The sequence below is a fragment of the Bacillus cereus group sp. BfR-BA-01380 genome (genome assembly GCF_022663535.1).
Lineage (GTDB): Bacteria > Bacillota > Bacilli > Bacillales > Bacillaceae_G > Bacillus_A > Bacillus_A cereus_BB.
The window spans coordinates 33,983-57,178 of record NZ_JAKUFS010000005.1 but is presented as its reverse complement, the minus strand read 5'-3'; the positions used below and the strand labels follow the sequence as shown (position 1 = coordinate 57,178).

The window sequence follows — 23,196 nt, the reverse complement described above, 5'->3', positions numbered from 1 at the left end:
CTCACTTATTTGAATAGTTTGCCTTTTCCGCATCCCTTGTACTCGTATTGTTATTCACCTCAAATGAAACGGAGTATGCAATAAAAACACCATATAAAATAAAAATACACGCTGTCGTTACAATCGTTTCCTTAGGCATTTCCACCATACTTTTTATAACTGGTGCAACAGGAGCAATTACAAAGAATAATAATCCCCACCATACAAGGCCGTATATAATACCTGGCATTAGACCTTCAAACTTACTAAAAATTGCTTTATATACAAACGCTACAAGAATTGAAAATATCCCCATACATATAATACCAGCTATATTCCCCCATACCCCCTCTTTCCAATTTCCCAACGCAAACGGGAGTAAAAAATAATTAGGTCCCGCGACAGTAAAAGAAAAAATATGAAGAAAATACCAAACGGATCCCCAAAACAAACCTCCAAACACACCAATTTGGACAATTTTTTTCATGACAGATTGTTCTTGTTTCACATCCACACCTCCGCTTACTAGTATGTCCGAAACTTATTTATAGCATGTTTAAATACTGCGAATTTTGTCTATAAAAAGAATAGGAAATGTCCGCCTAACCTGCCGATTTTCCTTGTCAGAAATGTACTTTTGTCGATAAAATAAAGGAAACTGTAGTGATGTCATATAATATAATGACATCACCTAGAGTCGCTACCTCTTTTCTGATAAGAGAGAAACAAATACAGGTTGGTGTTGACATGGCAGAAGAGACAAAACAAATCTACGGCGGTCAAGCGGTAGTAGAAGGAGTTATGTTTGGCGGTAGAGAATATACTGTTACAGCGATTCGTCGTAAAGATAAATCTATCGAATTTTATCGATTACCTCGCGTTCGTAATAAAGTATCGTCTATGTTTAAAAAAATTCCATTTCTACGCGGAATCGCGGCAATTATTGATGCAAGTGCAAACGGAGCAAAGCATTTAAATTTTGCTTCAGAACGATTTGATGTAGACCCTTCAGAGGATGCACAATTCGTACAGAAAAAAGAAGAGAAGTCGAAGTTAACGATGATACTTAGCGTTGCAGCAGTCGGTGTTTTATCCTTTATCTTTGGAAAAGTGATTTTCACTGCAGTTCCTGCGCTTTTAGCAGAACTAACAAGACCTGTTTTTCCATCTCATGCTGGGCAAATTATTGTTGAAAGTATTATTAAACTCATGTTATTACTTAGTTACATTTACTTTGTTTCACTGACTCCACTTATTAAACGTGTATTTCAATATCACGGAGCAGAACATAAAGTAATTAATGCCTATGAGAACAATCTTCCATTGACAGTAAAAAATGTACAGAAGCAAACTCGTCTCCATTATCGGTGCGGTAGCAGCTTCATTTTATTTACTGTTATTATAGGGATGTTTGTATATTTTCTCGTTCCAACCGACCCTCTTTGGGTTCGCGTTTTAAATCGGATTTTACTCATCCCTGTAGTGCTAGGTATTTCATTTGAAGTGTTGCAATTTACAAACAGCTTACGAAGCGTTCCAGTGCTCCGCGCATTAGGATATCCTGGCCTATGGCTTCAGCTGTTAACGACGAAAGAACCAACAAATGATCAAGTTGAAGTAGCAATTGCATCATTTGAAGAATTACTGCGTCTAGAAGGAAAACAACAATAACTTTTTCGTAATGGTATTCAATTCTTTCGCCTTTCGTTAATAAACTAATTAAAATATCTTTCTTTTTAGGAGGTGTTCCTTATGAACGGTCGCTCATTTATGTTCGCTCTATTTGTTGTAATTGTTGGATTGGCAATATTTAACCTTGTATCATTCACAATTGAAGACCCAATGGGAGTTGTAAAAAACATTGTGATCATGCTCATTGTTGTTGGTGTCTTTTATTTACTTTATAAAATGCTTACAAGTTCAAGCAGTTCAGCTAATAGCTCACAATCTTCCTACAAACGTGCTGCGAAACAATCAAACCGAAAATATGGAAAACAAAATGTAACACCCCTAAGTAACAATCTGTTAAAGAAAAGTGCTTCCGATACGAAAGGAAAGAAAGGAAATACTTCCTTCCTAAAACGAAAAAGAAAGCAATCCCATTTAACAGTCATTGAAGGTAAAAAAGGCAAAAAGAAAGACCGTGCTTCTTTTTAAGAAGTGTGGTCTTTCTTTTTTTGTTTTAATATGTTCAATTACCGCGTTTGCTCTTCATTTGCCTTTTGAACACTACGAAGCTTTTCAATGCGAAGCTCATCTTGCTCAAAGTACTGTACCAAATCACCAATGCGATCGATAGCTTCCCAGCTTAAATGATGTTCAATTCCTTCTACATCATTATAAATCTTACTTTCATCTACACCGATAATACGCATAAACTGTTCTAATAATTCATGACGATAAACAAGGCTCTTACCAATCTTTTTCCCTTTTGTTGTTAATACAAGCCCTCTATATTTTTCATAAATAAGATATTCATCTTTATCAAGTTTTTGGACCATTTTTGTTACAGAGGATGGATGTACATTAAGCGCTTCAGCAATATCAGATACACGGGCATATCCCTTTTCTTCAATTAGCAAATAAATTTGTTCGATATAATCTTCCATACTAGGAGTAGGCATCGTTTTCCTCCATCCAATTCAATTTATAAATTCCGCACTAAGCAATCAATAAAATGATACAACAGAAAGGATATTGTGACAAGGGGATAAACAACCCAGGTAAATGATTTGTTAAAGGAAGAGTGGAGTTGATGAAGGCGAAAGATATGGTTGAATTGAACAATAAAAAACGTAAGCTTCTCACACCTGAAAACGAAGTTACACTTGGTTTAACAATTGCAATATCATTTTCTTCATCCGTATTCTCGTATATATAACTTAAACAAATTTCTTATCTCTCCTACAATTTAACAGTTTGGCAAAGTACTTTTATTGCTTTTTTATTTTATATCGTTTATAAATTATTATATAAGATTTCTAAATTCTAACAGCTCTTCAGAGGGCTGTTTTTTCGTTTGTCTAATTTTACAAATTAAAAAATTTCATAAACAAAAAAGAAAAATACAAAATAATTAAAGTAAATTGTTGACGTGATGCTTTTATTATCGGTATCATATTTCTTCGTGAGCAATTATTTTTCGTTATATGGATTTTTATTGTTACTAAATTTTTGAGAGGGGAAATTTGATGTCACTTAAGAAGAAAACGCAAGTACGCACCGGCAAAATGGTACGTGAACTAATGTTAGCCGACGAAGATGTAAATGCTTCGCTAATTATGGTGTATAGTGAAAACGGTGTAAACGCAGAAATTAAAATCGAGGGCTTAACGCCAAAATGTAACGAAGAATTATTTTTGAGCGGAAAAGTAGATTGGAACAAGAGCGTTATTTATAAAATTGTCGATTTTACTGGCAATGCTGAAGTTGGGAAAGTGACATTAAGCGCCATGAACAAAAACAATGTTTCACTGCAAATTGAACGCGTTATGTGGAGCAAAGAAACGAAAGAAGAAATGGCAGAAGTAACAGACAATACGCTAGCCGTTGTCGAAACACCAATTCCAAAGAAAGAAGCAATAGCTGAGACTTCAAAGGAAGTGACACCTATAGCAAAACCAGTTGTAAATGTTGCACCTACACAGGCACCAATTCCAAAGCCGGTGCATCCAGATCCAGTAGTGAAAACTACACCAAAACCTGTACAAAAAGAAGTAGTTGCACCAACTACAGTACAAAAAGTAGTAACGGCGTCAACTCCAGAAAAGCCAACACCTTCAGTTAAACAACCTGTGACAAATCAACCAAATTCTGAACTACAAGAAAAATATGTTCGTCTCGTAAAACATGCTGTAGATGTATGTCAAGATTATGAACTTGGTATGGATGTAGACGATTCTATCGAGAACTTAAAAAATGAGTTACAAAAACAAGGAATATCGGTAGCATTCGATACAGAAATTATGGATATTGTAAACCGTTTGCGTTCATTAAAGCAAAAAGGCATTAAAGTGGAAAAAGTATTGAACTTATTATAAATAATATAGCGGAGCTTTCCTTGTTGGAGAGCTCTCATTCATATAAGAAATAAGGAGATGGGCATCCATCTCCTTATTTCTTATAATTCCATTCATCACTTTCATATTTTTCTTTTGCCAACGTTTCTACTTCATGAAGTTGCTCTTCTGTTAACTCATACGGAACAAGCTCCACATTTAATCCTTTTTCAAATCCAATATGGAATGCATCGATAAGCTGCTGAATTGTAAAAGTACGATCCGTTAATTCATTAATTGCAATTGCCTTTGAAGAGAACATTTTTTTCATGCGTTCTTTCACACGTTCATTAGGAAACAGGAACAAATCATACAGCATATCTAAGTCGATTTCTAACGGAATGGAACCGTGCTGTAAAATAACACCTTTTTGTCTAGTTTGTGCACTTCCAGCAATTTTGCGACCTTCTACAACAATTTCATACCATGACGGAGCATCAAAACAAACTGCTGAACGAGGATTTTTCAAATTATCGCGCTCCTCAGCGGTTTTTGGTACAGCGAAATATGCTTCTAAACCTAACTCTTTAAATCCATCTAACAATCCTTGTGAAATAACACGATATGCTTCTGTTACTGTTTTCGGCATGTTTGGATGCTCTTCAGACACAATGACACTATACGTTAATTCTTTATCATGAAGAACGCCTCGCCCGCCCGTTTGACGACGTACAAAACCAAAACCATTTCTATGTACTGCATCCATATCAATTTCTTTTGATACACGCTGAAAATAACCGACTGTTACTGTCGGAACTTCCCATTCATAAAAACGAATTATCGGCGGCATTTTCTTTTCGCTTTGCCAATTTAATAAACACTCGTCCAACGCCATATTAAACGCTGGAGAGCATTTACCGGAATTTATATAACACCATTTTTCCTTTTCCATCCCACACCTCATATAACTAATTTTCCTCACATTCTCTAGTCTATCAAATTCGACAAAATTTGTGAAAGAATATGAAATTTCTTCGAATACAAAATGAACTTGTTGCATAAATACATGTGGGCATTATAATATGGAAAGTAGGATAAGAAAAAGGGAGCGATATAATCGTGTCAACAAACGTTATTATGTTACTAGCCATATCTGCAGGAATCATCGGCTACTCTGTATGGATGTATTTCTATCAGAAAAAATTAATTAAAACACTTTCAGAAGAAGACTTTCGCGCTGGTTATCGTAAGGCACAGCTTATCGATATTCGTGAAGCGGACGAATATAATGCTGGTCACATTTTAGGAGCGCGCAATATTCCGATTTCACAAATACGTCTTCGTTACAAAGAACTTCGTACTGATCAACCGATTTATATGTATTGCCAAAACGGTTTCCGAACAGGCCGCGCAGCACAATTTTTAAAGAAACACGGCTATAAAGATTTTTATCAATTACAAGGCGGCTTTAAAACTTGGTCTGGTAAAGTGAAAAAGAAAAACTCATAATAAATAGCTAGCTTGTCCTATACAAGCTAGCTATTGCATTTTACTAGCGATATATACTAAATTTCGTTTGACATCTTCACTATTTTGATCACGAATATTTCGATAAAGCAACTGATACTCCACATTCTTTTCTTTCCATGTGAGAGTTGCCATATCTTCGCCGTCCATTTCTTTATCACTATTTTTAAAATAGGCTGTTATACCATTTGTAAGCTTTACTTGCTCCTGAAAACGATTTTGTTCTACGATAAAAGGAAAGTTGTACGAAAAGTTGGCAACTGTTAATTCAATATAATCTCGCATGCCTTTTTCCTGTGGTTCATATTTAATATCAAGTGCAATCCGCTTATCTCCCATTTTTCGAACTACTGCTTTTGGATTATCCGTTGATTCATATGGTAAAAATGATGGCGTGTAAAAAGAAAAAGGAAGAACATTTTTTACAGCCTGTACCGGTATCGGATCAGACATCATATCTTCACTTGCCTCTAAGTCTGCTGCAAACTTTTTTTCTTCAACCATTGTTTGTTGAAAAGAACATGCACTTAACACCATACTAGAAAATACGAAACATATCATCCGTTTTTTCAACGTGTATCCGCCCTTTCTCAACATTCTCTTTTCAGGCTTTCGTCTGTTATGTTCATATTCTCTTTTTCTTACTGTTCCACCTTTGAAAACTTTCCTCGTTTATCTCACACAATTTGACAAAAACGCCTTCCCTATTCTCACGCCGAATAGAATCGTTACGCGAATAGCAAAAGCGTTATTAATAAGATAGAGTATGAAACGCTTTTCATGTCAAGAGTTTCACAAGATTTCTCTCGCCCTTTTCTTGTATAATAGAAATAGAGGTGAAACATATGGTAAATATAAAACAAATCGCGAAAACGGCTGGAGTCTCTGTTGCGACTGTTTCACGCGTCTTAAATGAACATCCATATGTCAGTGAAGAAAAACGAAAACGCGTCCTAGAGACTATTGAAGAATTAAATTACGCAAAAAATGTAAATGCGGTTCACCTTCTAAAAGGAAAAACACATACAATTGGTGTCATGCTTCCTTTTATTAATTTACCGTACTTTAGTACAATTATTGAAGGTATTGGAACGAAAGCACTTGAAGCCGGATACCGTATTACTCTCTGTCAAACAAACTACGATAGTATTGAAGAAATACGTGTCCTCGAAATGATGAAAATGAAACAATTTGATGGCATGATTATTTGCTCCCGAACGAGCTCATGGGAAGCCATTGAACCTTACGCAAAATTTGCGCCTATCATTTCGTGTGAAAAACTGCTGCATCCTCTTATATCTTCTGTCTATGTTAATCATTATGACGGCTTTCGGATTGGAACAGAATATTTATTACAAAACGGACACGAGCGCATCGGATTTTGTTTAGCACGCAAAAAAAGCGTGAGTACAAAGCAGCGTGAGCAAGCATTCCTTGATACTCTTCTTGCAGCAGGTAAACGTGCGCAAACAGACTGGCAGTTTTATCAATGCTATAATATTCAAGACGGTGCGAATGTAATTCAAAGCATACTAACGATGAAAAATCGCCCTACCGCTCTTTTTGCTGCAAGCGATCAAGTCGCTTCTGGATTATTAACGGAAGCGAAAAAACAAGGAATGCGAGTACCAGAAGATTTAGCGATTTTAGGATTCGATAACCATCCTATTTCTGAAGCATTAGAGATAACAACGATTGAACACCCAGGATTAGCAATGGGGAATCGAGCTTTTTCACTATTTTATGAACAAGTACAACAAGAACAAATTACAGGGACTTCTGAAGAATTACCGTTTCGTCTCATTGAGCGAGGAACAGTATAAAGTGAAACTTTAATCAGTGGGGGTTTTCTTCATCCCCCACTGATTATCAGCCCTCACCAATCGGGCGCATGCCAGCAGTTTATCTCCCACCTAACTTCTTAAGAAAAGCGGAAGCGGCTCGTCCAGAATGTGAGGGGGATGGAGCTTCTGACGTAGAGGTGCTTTTTACCTCGCAGGAAGAAGCGAAGCCACCGAACATTCTAGCCACTGGAACTGGACAATGCTTTTGCTGAATTTTGAGGCGGGAGTATTACTGCCCGCGAATAGCGGGATAAAAGCTCCTATTACTGGAGCTTTTATCAATTTTGTACGATCCCTCTTCTTGACTATATTCTTGTTTTGTTTTACACTTTAACTAACGAACGGTAGGTAGGGGATGAACATGACAGCAAACCGTATTAAATCTGTAGCACTTTCACACTTTGCACGCTATGGCTATGAAGGAACTTCATTAGCCAACATTGCCGGGGAGGTTGGAATTAAAAAACCGTCCATATATGCACACTTTAAAGGAAAAGAAGAGCTATATTTTATTTGCTTAGAAGAATCTTTACAAAAGGATCTTGAATTCTTTAAACAGTATGTACAGAAGTCAGAAGACACTCCCTTTGGAGACTTTTTATTTCATCTTCTTAAAGATTATGGCCATCGCTTTCAAGAAAGTATTGAAGCAATGTTTTGGTTACGCACTTCGTTTTTTCCACCAGATGCCTTTCGTGAGCAAATTGTCGAAAAAGCAAATGCATACATTGAAAGCATCGGACAGCTTTTAGTACCTATATTTGAACAGGCAAAAGAAAAGAAAGAACTTTGTAGCATTGAAGTAACAGAAGCTGTTGCAGCTTATTTATGTTTAATGGACGGATTAATGGTTGAATTTTTATTTGCTGGAATACAACCATTTGAAAATCGATTACATGCATCTTGGAAAGTATTTTGGCGCGGATTGTCAGGCTGACGGATTGCACACGCAATACGTCATTTTCTCACCCTGAGCCTAACGACTGGTAGGAAGGAGAATGAATGATGGAATGGATTTATGTTATTATAGCAGGACTCATTGAAATTGTTTGGGTAATTGGTTTAAAGCATGCCACAACACCACTAGAATGGATTGGTGTTGCACTTGCAATCGCTATTAGCTTTTTCCTTTTATTTAAAGCTTATGCGAAGCTCCCTGTCGGAACCGTGTATGCTGTTTTCACGGGAATTGGAGCTGGAGGTATTGTACTAACAGAAATCTTTATTTTCGGCGAGCCATTTTCGATTATAAAAATCTTATTTATCGCTTTAATTTTCATTGGTGTTATTGGTTTAAAACGAGTAACAGGTGAACAAGAAGAGAAGGAGGCTGCATAAAATGGCATGGGTATATTTAATTATTGCTGGTATATGTGAAGTTACCGGTGTTATCTTTATGAAGATAGCAAATGAAAAAAAAGGCTGGACACCAAAACTTATGTTAATCGCAAACTTCGGTGTAAGTTTCTTCTTCTTATCCCTCGCAATGGATACACTGCCAATGGGAACAGCTTACGCAATCTGGACAGGAATCGGAACCGCAGGAAGCGCACTTCTTGGTATTCTCATTTTCCGCGAATCTGCTGATTGGCGCCGCCTTGCTTTCTTAAGCTGCATCTTATGCGGTGCAGTTGGTTTAAAATTAATGAGTTAACGAGGTGAATGCGGTGTGCAAAAAAAGGGTAACACAAATTATGACGGGAATCCTAATTGCCATTGTATTCTTATTGCAAACTATATTCCATATTGCAGAATGGTTATTTCATAAAGTATTTGCAATTCTTGCTTTTCTCCCAAACATGGCTCTTGAGATCACTTCCGTTATTTGGTCCATTATCGCTTCGCTTGGAATTATCATCATTTGGAGTATTGCGAAGCTCTGGAATAAGCTCTTTTCAAAAGACAGTTCTTCTGATAAGAAGTAACTGTCTTTTTTGTAACTACTCAGTCGCGCTATGAAAAAAAGGTAGAAAAGCATTTTTTTAGATGGTCGAGAAGGACTGGCTATGTATGGTAGCGGTCAGTGCCTATTCCTGCCACGTGCGAAGTTTTCAAACAAAGAAAAGTAGCGAGGTGCATTGCCATTTTTGCCTTCATGGCAGCAATCTATATGCTGAAAACTTCTAAATACAATGTATGACTGAGTAGTTACCTTTTTTCATATCATTTCCTCCTTTGGACATACTACGAAAAAAGGAGCTGATGATATGCAAACTTCCGTACATAAGCATATTTTACTGTTATTTTTCGTCTTTGTTATGTTTGCTGTGTTTTTTAGTTTTTTACTACATACATATAACGTTCCTGCTTATTCGCCGAGTATGGTGTCAGTTTATAAAATTGTTATGCATAGTTTGTTGCATTGAAGAAGGTGTCTCGCGATGAGACACCTTCTATAACATACGATTTTCTTTTTTTCTAATTATATTTCCTGTCGTCACGAAAACCGTGCCGAATAGAAGACGGGTGGAAACTGATATATGAGTAAGAATGAAATGAAGCGCAACTCCAATCCCGGTTCCAATAATGAATAGAAATCCACCTATTACGAAGAAGGTCCCCATGATTTCCAGCCACTTTCTGCTTATTCTTTTAAAATTCCCTATTTCGAAAAATCAAAATAGAAACACGCATAGAAACAAAATAAACGATACATACCCCGATGCTCAACATACTTACAATAAATACAAGGTTTGAAGAGCGAAAAAACATTAACATGAGCCTTTCCTCAGCAAGAACATTACACATAAGCCCTAATAAACCGATTAGCGGAAACATTATCATTATGTTGAAAATAGTAACGCTTTGTTTGTTTCCTCCATATTTCAAAGGAAGAACCATAATTGCATAAAGAGTAGCAAGAAAAACCGCTATAAAAATGGCATACCACGGAATATTTATAGCTTCACCTAACAAAAATTTAGGTAATATCATAATAATTAAAGTAACTAGTAAACCACATCCAATAAAGAGAATGGCTGATATGTATTTCGCAATGACAATATCTCTTCTAGCAAACGGAAAACTTATCAATATTTTCTCTGTTTCATTTTTATCATCAGCATGTAAGGACACTGTTATGAATAAAACACAAGTACCTAAACAAGCAATTGCTATCTGAAATGGTTCAGCGGACTGTTTCAAAGCGCCATAAATTGGCAATATAAGATAAAGAAGAAAAACTTTTCGTTGTAAGAAAACTTCCTTCCACACTAACTGTCGCATCATTCCATTCTCTCCTTTATATATCTCTTTTTTCATATAACTTAATTGCAATAAACATAGAAACGATGTAGATAACTGCCAATCCAACTATCCCCAACATACATATGCCTACATGTGACATATTCATGATCCAATCACCAAATGAATCCTCCACACGACTTTCTCCTCCGTCTATCATAAATAAAGGTATAAGCGTAGTAGGTATAATAAATCCCATTGCAAATAAGCCACGAATGATTTTTGATTCAGTTCCATAATAAACAGGTAAGAATAATGAAATGTATATAAAAGGAGTTATAATACCTCTTAGCACTGTATACCACCTAAGTTCAATGTAGAAATAAGGATGATATACACGAATGTCTTCAATGAAAGTCATTCCTCTCATAATCCAAACGACTGTTGTTGTTAATAAAATTGCTATAACCGAGATTATAGCGAAAGTCATATATTTCGCTATAATAATATTTTTAGACTCGATTGGTAAACTAGAAAGTATTTTTTCACTACCATTCTTTTCATCTACCGCTATGGACAATATAAGAGATGCCATTACTGATATGAGGCAACTTGCAGCGAAAATACTTTGATTAGATGCATCCGTGATAAATAATAAAGCCGAAAAACCTAAACAGACTATCCACATTGCGCGAAGAAAATACAAGTCTTTAAGCAAAAGTTGACGCATTTGCACTTCTCCCTTTCGCCGTATATACAATAATGTCATCTAACGTCGGCTTTTCCAGCACAACTTCTTGTCCAAACCAATCTTCAATCGCCTGTTTGTCCTTCGCCAACCCTTCAAACCCAAACTTATTTTTACGTAAACCGATAAACAATTCTTTTCCTTCTTGATCTAATAAATCGTTGCTTCCTTTTACGATTATGTAATTCTCCAGTAATTCGTCTTTCTCTCCAGAAAAAACGATTTCACCTTCATTGATAAATGTAATATAATCGGCAATCCGTTCTAAATCGGTTGTAATATGAGTAGAAAATAATACAGATATTTCTTCTTTCAGCACAACTTCTTGTAATATATCAAGTAGCTCACTTCGTACAACCGGATCTAAACCTGCTGTTGGTTCATCCATTACAATGAGCTCGGCATGATGCGACAGCGCTACAGCGATGGCATATTTCATTTTCATTCCTTTTGATAACTGTTTAATCTTTTTATGTTTCGGAACTTGTAATCGATCCATATAAGATTGATATTGCGCCTCATCCCACTTTTTATATAGCGGGGCAACAATCCGTTTCATTTGTTCACACGTTAAATCTTCATAGTAATGATTTTCATCGTATACAAAGCCAATATTTTGTTTTACTTCTTTTTCATATTTTTGATTGTCCTTACCAAAAATATGAATTTCACCACTATTTCGTTTGACTAAATTCATAATCATTTTGATTGTCGTACTTTTTCCTGATCCATTTGGTCCAATAAACCCCATAATATATCCGCGTGGTAGCGTAAAGCTTACATTTCGTATAGAAAAACCTTGATAGTCTTTACAAACGTTTTGTAATTTTAACATGTGTCCTTATTCCCCCTTATATAGAAACATAATCATTTGCTGTAACTCTTCCAGTGAAAGCTGCAGCAGTTTACTTTCATTGACTACTTCTTCTGCTTTACTTTCTAACAATCGTAGCCTTTGTTCTCGTATGAGTTCCTTATTTTGCATCGAAACATAAGTCCCTTTTCCAGCAACTGTTTCAATATACCCTTCTTTTTCAAGCTCTTCATACGCACGTTTTGTCGTAATGACACTAATTTGCAGTTCTTTTGCTAAGCTGCGAATAGACGGTAATTGCTCTCCACCTTTTAAATTCCCATTTAAAATTAGCTGCCGAAGCTGCTTACTAATCTGTTCATAAATAGGGTCTGGTGAAGAGTTTGAAATAATAATATCCATTTTCCCCTCCACTGTGTATATACTGTATATAACTTATATATACAGTATATACACAGTATCTATTTTTGGCAACAAAAAAAGACCAACATTTTCCTGTTGGTCTTTCATATATGTATCACTTCTCAAAGCGATTTAACATCTCATCTCTCATACCAAAGCTTACAACTGCAATTCCGACATACATAAAAATAAGAAATGCTGGATGTACTGTGTTGTACCAATGGCTATCAATAATTAAATATACAGTTAATCCTGCAACAAGTAAAAACGCAACAATAAACATATAGAAATGTCTTTGACTACCCATAACGAACTCCTCTCTAATTACTCATTTATTGTAACGAATTATCCCCTATGACTCAAGACTAACTTTCCTGTAAATGATCTAGCTCAACTTTCACAATATCATGACAAGCGATTGGAATAAGTGTTCCTTTACTATCAATTGCAGTTACACTCGTATTATCTAATACGTGATGTTTCACTCTCTCTAACATTTTTTCTGTATCTTGGTAATAAAATTCTTTAATATCCTTAATCATATCACCATTTTCTAAATGATACACCATCCTACAACGCTTATAGCCCATCTTTTTCATCCCCTTGTTCATTTCTTCACATACGTATGAAAAATTGACATTTTTGCTGCTCATTCACTTTAATTTCAATAAAATTCTAACAAAAATACACACTTTTATCAAAGAGACTTTTTCAACAAAAATGTTGAGAAAGTTTGATAATTCTTCAATCTCACATAAAACCCTCCATTTTATAACATCTTTTTTAAGTACTGACGTTTTCTTCGACAATATAAAAAAAGAACCCGCATATAGCGAGTTCTTTACAAACTATATAAATCCATGTTAATTTTTCGACATTTTTGTCTAGCTCTAGCGGCTAGAACAGTCGGTGGCTTCGCGTCTTCCGCCGAGGCCAAAAGCGCCTCTATGTCAGAAGCTCCATCCCCCTCTTGTTCTGAGCGAGCCGCTTCCGCTTTTCTTTTTAAGTCCCTGCTATGCAGAATACAACATGAGCTGTACTCGCTTGCTCCCTTTGTTTTAAACCCGGCATGTGCCAGGAAAAGGCCCTAACCGCTTCTATACACGGCCAGATGCTCTTGTCCCCCCTAAAAAGAAAGAGGTTGTATGTCGTTTCTTAACTTGGATATATATTATTAATTTTTAAACTTGTACCATAGATGGTTTTTGATAGCGTAAAATCGGCTTACGTGCTGCCATTGTTTCATCAAGACGCTTAATTACTGTTGTATGCGGCGCTTCTTGAACCACTTCTGGGTTTTCTTCTACCTCTTTTGCGATTTGAATCATCGTATCGATGAATCCATCTAATGTCTCTTTTGATTCTGTTTCTGTCGGCTCAATCATAATACATTCTTCCACATTTAACGGGAAGTAAATTGTTGGTGGATGGTAGCCGAAATCAAGCAGACGTTTTGCAATATCAAGCGTACGTACACCAAGTTTCTTTTGACGACGACCAGATAAAACAAATTCATGTTTACAATGTCTATCAAATGGAAGATCATAGAATGGAGCTAATCTTCTCATCATATAGTTCGCGTTTAATACTGCATATTCTGTTACTGCACGAAGTCCATCTGGACCCATAGAACGAATATACGTATACGCACGAACGTTAATACCAAAGTTACCATAGAATGGTTTCACGCGTCCAATCGCTTGTGGACGATCGTAATTAAAGTGGTAGCCGCTTTCTGTTTTCTCTAAAACTGGCTTTGGTAAAAACGGAATTAAATCTGCTTTTACACCTACTGGACCAGAACCTGGGCCCCCGCCGCCATGCGGACCTGTAAATGTTTTATGAAGGTTTAAATGCACAACGTCAAATCCCATATCTCCTGGGCGTGCTTGACTTAATACTGCATTTAAGTTTGCACCATCATAATACAATTTACCGCCTGCATCATGGACGATTTGTGCCATTTCTAAAATGTTCTCTTCAAATAATCCAAGTGTATTTGGGTTTGTTAACATAAGCGCTGCTGTTTCTTCGTTCACAACACGTTTTAAATCTTCTAAGTCAACAAGACCATTTTCATTTGATTTTACTGTAATCGTCTCAAATCCTGCTACTGTTGCAGAAGCTGGGTTTGTTCCGTGAGCAGAGTCAGGAACGATTACTTTCGTACGTTTATAATCGCCATTTGCTTCGTGATATGCACGAATTAACATTAATCCTGTCCATTCACCGTGTGCTCCTGCTGCTGGTTGAAGCGTAACAGTATCCATACCTGTAATTTCTTTTAAATGCTCTTGCAAGTCATACATTAATTCCATTGCACCTTGCACTGTCTTTTCATCTTGAAGCGGATGAATATGTGCAAGACCAGGGAAACGCGCTACATTTTCGTTAATTTTCGGATTGTACTTCATCGTACAAGATCCTAATGGATAAAATCCAGAATCAACGCCGTGGTTACGGTTTGAAAGCGCTGTGTAATGGCGCATAATATCAAGTTCTGATACTTCTGGAAGCTCTGCATCTTCTGTGCGAATATACTCGCTCTCAAACACATCTTCTAAATTTACTTCTTCTACATCTAATTGGGGTAAGCTATATCCTACGCGTCCTTCTCTACTCATTTCAAAAATAAGTGCTTGATCTTGGTTCTTCATTGGATAGCCCCCATTTCGTTTACAAGTGTGTCGATTTCTTCTTTTGTACGTAACTCTGTTACAGCTAGAAGCATATGATTTGTAAGTTCTTTATAATCACGGCCAAGATCGTAACCACCGATAATATTTTTTGATAATAATGCATCGTTTACTTCTTGTACTGAACGTTTGCAATCTACAACAAATTCATTGAAGAACGGTCCAGCAAATGTTACTGTAAATCCTTTTGCTTCAAGTTGGCGTTTTGCATATTGTGCTTTAGAAACGTTTTGACGTGCCATTTCCTTCACACCTTGTTTTCCAAGTGCTGTCATTGCAACAGAAGCTGCTAATGCATTTAATGCTTGGTTTGAACAAATATTAGATGTCGCTTTATCACGACGAATATGTTGCTCACGAGCTTGCAGCGTTAATACGAAACCACGTTGTCCTTCAGAATCCACTGTTTGTCCAACAAGACGTCCTGGAATTTTACGCATAAATGCTTTTGTTGTAGCAAAATAACCGCAGTGCGGGCCGCCAAACTGTGTTGGAATACCAAATGGTTGTGCATCACCGATCACAATATCAGCACCTAACTTACCAGGTGGTGTTAACGCTCCTAATGCTAATGGATTAGAAGAAACGATGAATAATGATTTTTGCTGATGAACGATTCTCTCAATATCAGCTAGTTTCTCCACTTGTCCAAAGAAGTTTGGGTATTGAACGATTACGCAAGCTACTGTATCATCTACTTCACTTTGTAATACGTTTAAATCTGTTACACCATCTTTATGATCAATTTCAACTACTTCAAGGTGTTGACCTTTTGCATATGTTTCAAGAACTGCTCTTGATTCCGGATGAACTGCTTTAGAAACAAGAATTTTCTTTTTACGAGTATGACCTGCCGCTAGCATTGCCGCTTCTGCTAACGCTGTACCTCCGTCATACATAGAAGAGTTCGCTACATCCATACCTGTTAGTTCACAAATCATTGTTTGGAATTCAAAGATTGCTTGTAATTCCCCTTGTGAAATTTCTGGTTGGTACGGCGTATAAGCTGTATAAAATTCTGAACGAGAAAGAACATGATCTACAATTACTGGTGCATAATGATCATATACACCTGCTCCTAAGAAGGAAGCATAGTCTTTTAAGTTTGCATTTTTACTAGCAAGCTCAGACAGTTCTTTTAAAAGTTCTGGTTCTGATTTTGCTTGTTTAATATTTAAATTTCCTTGGAAACGAACGCTTTCTGGAATATCAGAAAATAACTCATCAATCGTTTGAACGCCGATCGTTTGTAACATTTCTTTTTTGTCTTCTTCTGTCATTGGAAGATAACGATGCAACATGAAATTTTCCCCTCTCCCCGTTACTTTGAACGTTTGTAAAATGGTGTTGGAACAACAACTGCTTTGACGCGTTTATTACGAATTTCAATTTCCACTTCTGTATCAACTGCTGCATATTTCACATCAATTAACGCTAAACCGATACTTTTCTTTAACGTTGGAGATTGTGTACCACTTGTAACTTCCCCGATTTTTTCTTCGCCCACATATACTGGGTAATGCGTGCGCGGGATACCACGTTCAATTACTTCGATGCCGACTAATTTACGAGGTGCACCGTTTTCTTTTTGTTCCTTTAACGTTTCTTTTCCAAAGAAGTCCATTTCTTTATTTGGTTTTACTGCAAAACCAATTCCAGCTTCAATTGGTGTAATATCTTTTGATAACTCTTGACCATAAAGAGGAAGTGTTGCTTCAAAACGAAGTGTATCACGCGCTCCTAAGCCACATGGTTTTAAGCCGTCTTCTTCGCCTACTTCAAGAAGTTTTTCCCAAAGCTTTGCAGCCTCTTCGCTCTTACAGTAAATTTCAAATCCATCTTCACCTGTATAACCAGTACGGGATACAAGCGCTTCTACACCATCTACAAGAACATGGTCTGTAAATTTAAAGAACTTAATTTCTTTCAAATCTTCTGATACAACTTTTTGTAAAATGCCCTCTGCTTTTGGTCCTTGAATTGCAAGTTGTGCAATTTCACTAGAAACGTTGACTACTTGCACATCACCGCTTACGTGAGAAGCTAACCATTGGTAATCTTTTTCAATGTTTGATGCATTGATTACTAGCAAATAGTCTTCTTCTCCGCGTTTGTAGATTAATAAATCATCTACTGTACCACCATCTTCGTAACACATTGCCGTATATTGTGCTCCGCCTACCTTTAATATAGAAACATCGTTCGTAACTACACGTTGTAAAAATGCTAAACTATCTGCACCTTTTACTTCTACTTCCCCCATGTGAGAAACATCAAAAAGACCTGCTGCTGTGCGAACAGCTTCATGTTCTTCTTTAATGCTTGAAAATTGAACTGGCAATTCCCAACCACCAAAATCAATTGTTTTCCCACCATACTTAGCGTATACATCAAATAGCGGTGTACGTTGTAACGTAATCATGTTCTCTCCCCTTTACGCTTTCTATGACAAATCAATAAAAGTTAGTTTCCCATTTCTAAACATTTTCAATTCTGAAAAGATGGGATATACGGAATCTCATCCTATTTTTTTATGAAAGCGTACATAAAAAAGTGCTTTCTTGGATAAAATACGAAAGATTCCACACATTTCACAACATTATCCTAACATTTTTCGAGTCGTTTCATCAATATTCTAGCTAAAAAAATAATTTTGAATTTATAGAAGGTGAGATATTATCCATGAATGTCGAAATTTCAATAGAACGTTCTTGGCAAGAAAACTTCTTAAAACGAATTGAAGAAGATGGCCCGTGGACAAACTGGGAACTATTTTATCTTGCATATCAAACTGAACAGTCCCTTGTCATTCCAACATTTGACGGGCTACAGGCGCCTAAACATTTACCTAATTTCACGCCACTCCCACATCAGTTAGAAGTAGCGCAAACCGTCATTGAACAAATGAACGGAAAAGCAATCTTAGCAGATGAAGTTGGCCTTGGAAAGACGATTGAAGCTGGGCTTATTTTAAAAGAATATATGGTGCGCGGACTTGTGAAAAAAGTGCTCATTCTTGTACCTGCATCTCTCGTTTCACAATGGGCATATGAACTAAATACAAAATTTTTTATTCCAGCCGTTGCACAGCGAAAAAGTTACTCCTGGGAGCAAGCTGACGTTATTGTATCGTCTATCGATACAGCAAAGCGCTCTCCGCACCGTGATATTGTTTTGAATTTAGAATATGATCTCATTATTATTGATGAAGCACATAAACTAAAAAACAACAAAACGAAAAACTATGAATTTGCGCAACTATTAAAGAAAAAATTTTGCTTGTTACTAACAGCAACACCTGTTCAAAATCGCATTGATGAAATCTTTAATCTTGTCTCGTTATTAAAACCTGGACATCTCGGCAACCAATCCAACTTTGAAGAATATTATGCTTCCAAAAATCGCACGGCCGAAACAGATGAACATTTAAAAGAACTCATTAATAAAGTAATGGTACGGAATCGCCGGCATGACACCGGCATTGAATGGCCAAAACGGCACGTTCATACGCTCTTTGTCGACTTCAATGAACAAGAGAAAGCTTTATACGATGCAATTGAAGGATGGAAAAGACAAGATGCATTTACTTCTGCATTTTCCGCTTTAACGTTAAAGCGTGAAGCGTGCAGCAGCCGAGAAGCTGTTTATTTCTCACTCAAGAAGCATGTAGAAAAACGCCAAAAGGAAAATGCGCAATATACAGTAGATCCATACATAGATGTGTTAATGGAGAAAATTAATGGTATTTCCTCTAATTCAAAAGCAAATAAAGCATTAGAAATCATTAAAGAAATTAATGATAAAGTTGTAATTTTTACAGAATACCGCGCTTCTCAAATGTATTTACAGTGGTTTTTAAAGCAGCACGGCATCTCGTCTGTACCATTTCGAGGCGGATTTAAACGCGGTAAAAAAGATTGGATGAAAGAATTGTTTCAAAACCATGCCCAAGTATTAATTGCGACAGAAGCAGGCGGGGAAGGAATAAATCTACAATTTTGTAATTACATGATCAACTACGATCTTCCTTGGAATCCGATGCGCCTTGAACAAAGAATCGGGCGGATTCATCGCCTTGGACAAAAGCATGATGTTCATATTTATAATTTGGCAACGAAACATACAGTAGAAGAGCATATTTTAAAACTGCTGTATGAAAAAATCGACTTATTTGAGCGTGTCATTGGTGATTTAGATGAAATCTTAACAAGAATTAATATGAAAAATATCGATGCACACATTCACGATATTTTTGCCCATTCCAAAAGTGAAGGAGAAATCCGAATCAAAATGGAAAATTTAACGTCCATTATTGAATTTGCCAAACGAAATGAAGCTGAGGTGCACGGCTATGCAACAACATGAAATCCATGATTATTTACATTGTTTTTTTGAGGCAAACGGCTGTGAAATCTTGCAGCGTTTCCCTCATTTATTAGACGTTCAATTAACGATTGAAATGGACAAACTACTGATGAACCGCCCATTTTACTGGCATTATCTTGAAAAAACAGGCGGCATACCAAATCCGATGCGCCTTACATTCATTACCGATGCAAAACATGAGGAGCAAACAGGCGAGCTCATTCACTACGGTTCTCCGCGTTTACATCAAATTTTTCAAGCAACAAAGGAATTAGGTGCTTACATTCGTTTATTTGAAGATGTACATTCAAATGGACAAACAAACACTCCGCTTCATCCTTGGCTTGGTATCAATATAAAAGTCTCCTATCAATGTGATCGAAAAAAAGATATGCTGTACTCTATTGGTATTCACCTTATTTCTGGTGCGATGATTACAAATTTTCATGAAGCATTAACAGCTCTTCATCTTACACCAAAAATTCCTGATTTTTGTTTTACATTAACGCCGATTATTAAACCGCAAAGCGGACTATCTAGAATTGAAGAAGCAATGAAACGTATCATTGAATCCGATGATCACTCATGGGCTGAAGAAGCAAAAGTTCGTTGGAATCACGATTTACAACTACTAAACCGCTTTTATGAGGAAAGTAATGAATTACCGGAAAGCTACGAAATAGAAAAACGCGCCTTACAAGAACAATATGAACCGCGCATTACGATGCAATTTATCAACGGTGGACTCTTTTATGTGACAGCGAATCATTTTCTAACGTAAAAAAGCTCCTTCTGCAAGGAGCTTTTTTTATGTTAGAAAATATGAGGAAAGATTCTCCCGCTATTTTTGGACAGTAAAACCCCGATTGAATGGACTTTTTATAAGCGGAAGATCCCCCCACTTATGGAAGTTGCACTTTATCCCGCATTAACGGGCAGTAATACTCCCACCTTAAAATTCAGCGAAAGCAAAGAAGTTAGGCGGGAGATAAACTGCCCGTAAAAGCCCGATTGGTGGGGGCTGATAATCAGTGGGGGATAAAGAAAACCCCCACTGATTAAAGTTTCACTTTATATTTTCCCATTATATTTTCGGCCGTCATTATGTTCTTGTTGGTGAATCTTTGTCATTCTCTTTTGATATTCTCTCTGTTTTGCACTTACATGATTTGCATCCGTTTCTCTATTCTTCTTTGAACCGCCTACTCCGTTACTCATTTTGTTCACCCCACTTGTATATACTTCAGCATTAGTTTTCGCATTCAACATTTCCCTTATACAAAAATAAGGAGAGGCATTCGCCTCTCCTTACACATATTTTTGAAACATATCATGCAGCCCTTGATTCACAAGATAAGAAATCTGCTCATCTGACTTATTAGGATAGCGGTCACGCAGTCGAATAGATGCCTTTAAAATTAAATTCTCTAATACGGAACGTCCGCCTTTTCCATAAATTGTTTCTGCATATTCTATCAATTTTCCATCTTCAACTGTTGCAGGATTTTGATCGAAGAAAAACTTACTCATTTGTACCACCTCTCCTTTGATAACGTTTACATTTATAGAAACTCAACATGTTATTTATTTCACAATTAATGTATGCATGTATAGATGATTAGTTCCATTATAAAACAACATTGCCATAGTATCAAAGTGTATTTTAGACAATTTTGTGAACAAATTTAAAAAATGAAAGCGTTTTAATCGTTATTATTTATATTATACCAATTAAACTTGATAATTCAATATACTAAAAAGCTCAAATCTTACTATTAAGACAACAAAAAAAGGTTTTTATACTAAAATAAAGAACCTCGGACAAGAATATCCAGCTTTCATCATTAAGTAAATTGAGAGCACCAATAATTATTTCTAGCTTACCTTCAATTACATAATCAATTTCATCGTAGTTCAAAGTCCAATGGAATGTCGTTTCTTTCATTTCCATTATACCGTAGCCTAAACGTAGACTTAAAAGAACTTATAGTTGCCCTAATAGCAAAAAATAATGATTCTCATTATATTAAATTATTATCTCGCTATTAGTAATCATTTTTTATTCTTAATCCCATAATCAGGTGTAATATTCAGAATATTTATTGTAAAATACAAACAAGGGAGGAGTTCAATGAAACAAAACAATAAAGCTATCTACGATATTATATTTTATCTCATCTTTCCATTTGTTATTTGGAAATTCGGTAAACAATATATGGGTGCATATTATGCCATGCTCATTTCTTCTGTACCAGGCATTTTTTATACACTGTATTGTTTTAAGAAAGAACGGCAATTTCATGTAACCGGCTTTTTTATCCTCATTACGATGATTGTAAATACGAGCGTAGACTTGCTCTCTGGCTCAGCTGAAAAGATGTTATGGAACGACGTATACTATCACATTGCACTTGGTATTGTTGTCATAGGTACTATTTTTATCAAGCAACCACTCATGTTATATTTTGCTGCCGACTATGCTGCATTGCAAGGAGATAATCGAAAGGAAGCGCAATTGTTATATCGTGACCCTCGCCTCTTTCCATCGTTCCAATACTTTACTTTCTTTTTCGGCTTACAATTTATTGTACTTAGCAGTATTAAGATCTATATGATTTCTAAATTTGGAGTAGATGGATACGGAGAAATGAAAGCAATTATGACAGGAATTGGTTGGTGCATTTCAATAGGAATTGGAGCTGGATTCCTTTGGATTGGTAATAAAATTAAACAGGTGACTGAAGCTGAAGTTTAACGTATAGAAAAAGAAGTTCCACTGCCTGTAAGCAGTGGAACTTCTTTTTTTAGGTTATCTTGTCGGATATATGACGAGTACGACTAGTCGTAGAAATGGTACTATGACATGAAATCCTTTTCTAGTTGTAAATTATTCCAATAAAATACTTAACTTAATTTCTTTCTTTTTTTCTTCATTTGGCCATAAAAGATTGCGGCGCTTAACGGCAGCATACCAAACCAACGATTCAAAAATGGTTCTCTCTCTTCACGTCGTTGCTGCCGTTTTTGTTTTCGATCCTCTTTTGGAGCATCCATATATGATACAAATTGTTGTGTGACATATTTTATATAATCATTTGTAGACATACTTATCACCTCTACTAGATTAGTATGTCCATTTTTTTATTTATTAATCCGCTCCTGAACTTCTTGGACAATTGCTTCAATACTTTTATTTGTCGTGTCGATCTTCACTATTGCTTCTTCATAATAAGCTTGACGCTTTTCAAATTTCTCGATAAACGACCCTATGTTTTCTTTTTGAAATAACGGTCTTGTTGTATCCCCAGCAATTCGCTCTGCAATCACATATGGATCACAGTACAAATAAATTACAGTACCATGTTCTTTCATCCACTCTCGGTTCTCCGCTTTTTCGACGATTCCGCCTCCAGTTGTAATAATATAATCATTTGTCGGTAGTGATTGCAGCACTTCACTTTCATACTTTCGAAACACATCTTCTCCTTCTTCTGAAAAGATATCCCGAATGATTTTCTTTGTCTTTTCTTCAATACGCCCGTCTGTATCAATAACCGGCATATGAAGTGCACTGCTTAATGCTTTACCAATCGTCGTTTTCCCCGATCCCATAAAACCTGTTATATATAATGCTTTCATG

The 23,196-nt window shown here is 36.3% G+C and carries 31 protein-coding genes and 1 pseudogene; 14 read left to right on the top strand and 18 right to left on the bottom strand.

What is annotated here, in order from left to right; genetic code table 11:
• Nucleotide 1 precedes the first annotated feature (1 nt).
• Nucleotides 2-487, bottom strand: a complete 486-nt coding sequence (locus MR076_RS06385) for a YqhR family membrane protein (RefSeq protein WP_313897308.1) — start codon at nt 485-487, stop codon at nt 2-4.
• Nucleotides 488-726: 239 nt separating this feature from the next.
• Here MR076_RS06385 and MR076_RS06380 point away from each other — a divergent pair, with 239 nt between their 5' ends.
• Entirely contained in the window at nt 727-1,650 is a 924-nt protein-coding gene (locus MR076_RS06380) for a DUF1385 domain-containing protein (protein WP_242219205.1), read from the top strand.
• A gap of 81 nt (nt 1,651-1,731) precedes the next feature.
• Nucleotides 1,732-2,136, top strand: a complete 405-nt coding sequence (locus tag MR076_RS06375; RefSeq protein ID WP_242218823.1) for an SA1362 family protein — start codon at nt 1,732-1,734, stop codon at nt 2,134-2,136.
• Between the two features lie 38 nt (nt 2,137-2,174).
• Here the strand turns inward: MR076_RS06375 and mntR are convergent, their stop codons facing one another.
• The gene (gene mntR, locus MR076_RS06370; RefSeq protein ID WP_242218821.1) at nt 2,175-2,603 is read right to left on the bottom strand and encodes a transcriptional regulator MntR; all 429 of its coding nucleotides are present in this window, start codon (nt 2,601-2,603) and stop codon (nt 2,175-2,177) included.
• A 131-nt stretch (nt 2,604-2,734) separates the two neighbouring features.
• Between mntR and MR076_RS26345 the strand changes: the two genes are divergently transcribed.
• A complete protein-coding gene (locus MR076_RS26345; RefSeq protein WP_277928398.1) occupies nt 2,735-2,860 on the top strand; it encodes a hypothetical protein in 126 nt (41 codons plus the stop codon).
• Between the two features lie 310 nt (nt 2,861-3,170).
• Nucleotides 3,171-4,019: a hypothetical protein gene (locus MR076_RS06365; RefSeq protein WP_242218819.1), complete on the top strand. Its 849-nt coding sequence runs from the start codon at nt 3,171-3,173 to the stop codon at nt 4,017-4,019.
• Nucleotides 4,020-4,092: 73 nt separating this feature from the next.
• Here MR076_RS06365 and MR076_RS06360 read toward each other — a convergent pair whose 3' ends face one another.
• Nucleotides 4,093-4,929: a lipoate--protein ligase family protein gene (locus MR076_RS06360; protein WP_242218818.1), complete on the bottom strand. Its 837-nt coding sequence runs from the start codon at nt 4,927-4,929 to the stop codon at nt 4,093-4,095.
• 167 nt (nt 4,930-5,096) lie between these two features.
• Here MR076_RS06360 and MR076_RS06355 point away from each other — a divergent pair, with 167 nt between their 5' ends.
• On the top strand, nt 5,097-5,486 hold the full coding sequence (locus tag MR076_RS06355) for a rhodanese-like domain-containing protein (protein ID WP_242218816.1): 390 nt from the start codon (nt 5,097-5,099) through the stop codon (nt 5,484-5,486).
• Between the two features lie 30 nt (nt 5,487-5,516).
• On the opposite strand, the gene MR076_RS06350 is transcribed toward MR076_RS06355, so the two are convergent.
• Nucleotides 5,517-6,101 carry a DNA polymerase III subunit delta gene (locus MR076_RS06350; protein ID WP_242218814.1) on the bottom strand — a complete coding sequence of 195 codons (585 nt, stop codon included), beginning with the start codon at nt 6,099-6,101 and terminating at the stop codon, nt 5,517-5,519.
• A 248-nt stretch (nt 6,102-6,349) separates the two neighbouring features.
• Here MR076_RS06350 and MR076_RS06345 point away from each other — a divergent pair, with 248 nt between their 5' ends.
• The 6 genes from MR076_RS06345 (at nt 6,350) to MR076_RS06320 (ending at nt 9,714) form a co-directional block, all read left to right on the top strand.
• Nucleotides 6,350-7,327 (top strand): LacI family DNA-binding transcriptional regulator, encoded by a 978-nt coding sequence (locus MR076_RS06345; RefSeq protein ID WP_242218812.1) that lies wholly within the window; start codon nt 6,350-6,352, stop codon nt 7,325-7,327.
• Between the two features lie 376 nt (nt 7,328-7,703).
• Nucleotides 7,704-8,285, top strand: a complete 582-nt coding sequence (locus MR076_RS06340) for a TetR/AcrR family transcriptional regulator (RefSeq protein ID WP_242218809.1) — start codon at nt 7,704-7,706, stop codon at nt 8,283-8,285.
• A 68-nt stretch (nt 8,286-8,353) separates the two neighbouring features.
• Nucleotides 8,354-8,686, top strand: a complete 333-nt coding sequence (locus MR076_RS06335) for a DMT family transporter (protein ID WP_242218807.1) — start codon at nt 8,354-8,356, stop codon at nt 8,684-8,686.
• 1 nt (nt 8,687) lies between these two features.
• Entirely contained in the window at nt 8,688-9,002 is a 315-nt protein-coding gene (locus MR076_RS06330) for a DMT family transporter (protein ID WP_090913855.1), read from the top strand.
• A gap of 13 nt (nt 9,003-9,015) precedes the next feature.
• Complete coding sequence (locus MR076_RS06325; RefSeq protein WP_242218805.1) at nt 9,016-9,273, top strand: DUF3975 family protein; 258 nt, start codon at nt 9,016-9,018, stop codon at nt 9,271-9,273.
• Nucleotides 9,274-9,555: 282 nt separating this feature from the next.
• Nucleotides 9,556-9,714, top strand: coding sequence for a hypothetical protein (locus tag MR076_RS06320; protein WP_242218803.1), 159 nt, complete (start codon nt 9,556-9,558; stop codon nt 9,712-9,714).
• Between the two features lie 226 nt (nt 9,715-9,940).
• Here the strand turns inward: MR076_RS06320 and MR076_RS06315 are convergent, their stop codons facing one another.
• The 9 genes from MR076_RS06315 to gcvT form a co-directional block, all read right to left on the bottom strand.
• Nucleotides 9,941-10,573, bottom strand: coding sequence for an ABC-2 transporter permease (locus MR076_RS06315; RefSeq protein WP_242219203.1), 633 nt, complete (start codon nt 10,571-10,573; stop codon nt 9,941-9,943).
• Between the two features lie 16 nt (nt 10,574-10,589).
• Entirely contained in the window at nt 10,590-11,261 is a 672-nt protein-coding gene (locus MR076_RS06310) for an ABC-2 transporter permease (RefSeq protein ID WP_242218801.1), read from the bottom strand.
• Nucleotides 11,242-12,114 (bottom strand): ABC transporter ATP-binding protein, encoded by an 873-nt coding sequence (locus MR076_RS06305; RefSeq protein WP_242218799.1) that lies wholly within the window; start codon nt 12,112-12,114, stop codon nt 11,242-11,244. Before MR076_RS06305 ends, MR076_RS06310 begins: the two co-directional genes overlap by 20 nt.
• 6 nt (nt 12,115-12,120) lie before the next feature.
• On the bottom strand, nt 12,121-12,495 hold the full coding sequence (locus MR076_RS06300) for a GntR family transcriptional regulator (protein WP_242218797.1): 375 nt from the start codon (nt 12,493-12,495) through the stop codon (nt 12,121-12,123).
• A 115-nt stretch (nt 12,496-12,610) separates the two neighbouring features.
• The gene (locus tag MR076_RS06295; RefSeq protein WP_242218795.1) at nt 12,611-12,802 is read right to left on the bottom strand and encodes a hypothetical protein; all 192 of its coding nucleotides are present in this window, start codon (nt 12,800-12,802) and stop codon (nt 12,611-12,613) included.
• Between the two features lie 58 nt (nt 12,803-12,860).
• The gene (locus MR076_RS06290; protein WP_090913836.1) at nt 12,861-13,085 is read right to left on the bottom strand and encodes a DUF3929 family protein; all 225 of its coding nucleotides are present in this window, start codon (nt 13,083-13,085) and stop codon (nt 12,861-12,863) included.
• A gap of 591 nt (nt 13,086-13,676) precedes the next feature.
• A complete protein-coding gene (gene gcvPB / locus MR076_RS06285) occupies nt 13,677-15,152 on the bottom strand; it encodes an aminomethyl-transferring glycine dehydrogenase subunit 2 (protein WP_242218793.1) in 1,476 nt (491 codons plus the stop codon).
• Nucleotides 15,149-16,492, bottom strand: coding sequence for an aminomethyl-transferring glycine dehydrogenase subunit 1 (gene gcvPA, locus MR076_RS06280; RefSeq protein ID WP_242218785.1), 1,344 nt, complete (start codon nt 16,490-16,492; stop codon nt 15,149-15,151). Before gcvPA ends, gcvPB begins: the two co-directional genes overlap by 4 nt.
• Nucleotides 16,493-16,512: 20 nt before the next feature.
• Nucleotides 16,513-17,613 (bottom strand): glycine cleavage system aminomethyltransferase GcvT, encoded by a 1,101-nt coding sequence (gcvT, locus tag MR076_RS06275; RefSeq protein WP_242218780.1) that lies wholly within the window; start codon nt 17,611-17,613, stop codon nt 16,513-16,515.
• 260 nt (nt 17,614-17,873) lie between these two features.
• Between gcvT and MR076_RS06270 the strand changes: the two genes are divergently transcribed.
• On the top strand, nt 17,874-19,556 hold the full coding sequence (locus tag MR076_RS06270; RefSeq protein ID WP_242218778.1) for a DEAD/DEAH box helicase: 1,683 nt from the start codon (nt 17,874-17,876) through the stop codon (nt 19,554-19,556).
• A complete protein-coding gene (locus MR076_RS06265) occupies nt 19,543-20,337 on the top strand; it encodes a YqhG family protein (RefSeq protein ID WP_242218774.1) in 795 nt (264 codons plus the stop codon). Before MR076_RS06270 ends, MR076_RS06265 begins: the two co-directional genes overlap by 14 nt.
• A gap of 290 nt (nt 20,338-20,627) precedes the next feature.
• Here MR076_RS06265 and MR076_RS06260 read toward each other — a convergent pair whose 3' ends face one another.
• The 3 genes and pseudogenes from MR076_RS06260 to MR076_RS26770 all read right to left on the bottom strand — a co-directional run.
• Nucleotides 20,628-20,774 carry a hypothetical protein gene (locus tag MR076_RS06260; protein WP_090913824.1) on the bottom strand — a complete coding sequence of 49 codons (147 nt, stop codon included), beginning with the start codon at nt 20,772-20,774 and terminating at the stop codon, nt 20,628-20,630.
• A 90-nt stretch (nt 20,775-20,864) separates the two neighbouring features.
• On the bottom strand, nt 20,865-21,095 hold the full coding sequence (locus MR076_RS06255) for a hypothetical protein (protein ID WP_242218771.1): 231 nt from the start codon (nt 21,093-21,095) through the stop codon (nt 20,865-20,867).
• Nucleotides 21,096-21,420: 325 nt separating this feature from the next.
• Nucleotides 21,421-21,531 (bottom strand): annotated as a pseudogene (locus MR076_RS26770) (ethanolamine utilization protein EutQ); the annotation flags it as partial.
• 156 nt (nt 21,532-21,687) lie between these two features.
• On the opposite strand from MR076_RS26770, the gene MR076_RS06245 reads away from it, so the two are divergent.
• Nucleotides 21,688-22,311: a VC0807 family protein gene (locus tag MR076_RS06245; RefSeq protein WP_242218768.1), complete on the top strand. Its 624-nt coding sequence runs from the start codon at nt 21,688-21,690 to the stop codon at nt 22,309-22,311.
• Between the two features lie 149 nt (nt 22,312-22,460).
• Here MR076_RS06245 and MR076_RS06240 read toward each other — a convergent pair whose 3' ends face one another.
• Both MR076_RS06240 and MR076_RS06235 read right to left on the bottom strand, forming a co-directional pair.
• Complete coding sequence (locus tag MR076_RS06240; protein WP_242218764.1) at nt 22,461-22,661, bottom strand: YqzE family protein; 201 nt, start codon at nt 22,659-22,661, stop codon at nt 22,461-22,463.
• 36 nt (nt 22,662-22,697) lie between these two features.
• A complete protein-coding gene (locus MR076_RS06235) occupies nt 22,698-23,195 on the bottom strand; it encodes a shikimate kinase (protein WP_242218762.1) in 498 nt (165 codons plus the stop codon).
• Nucleotide 23,196: the final 1 nt, after the last annotated feature.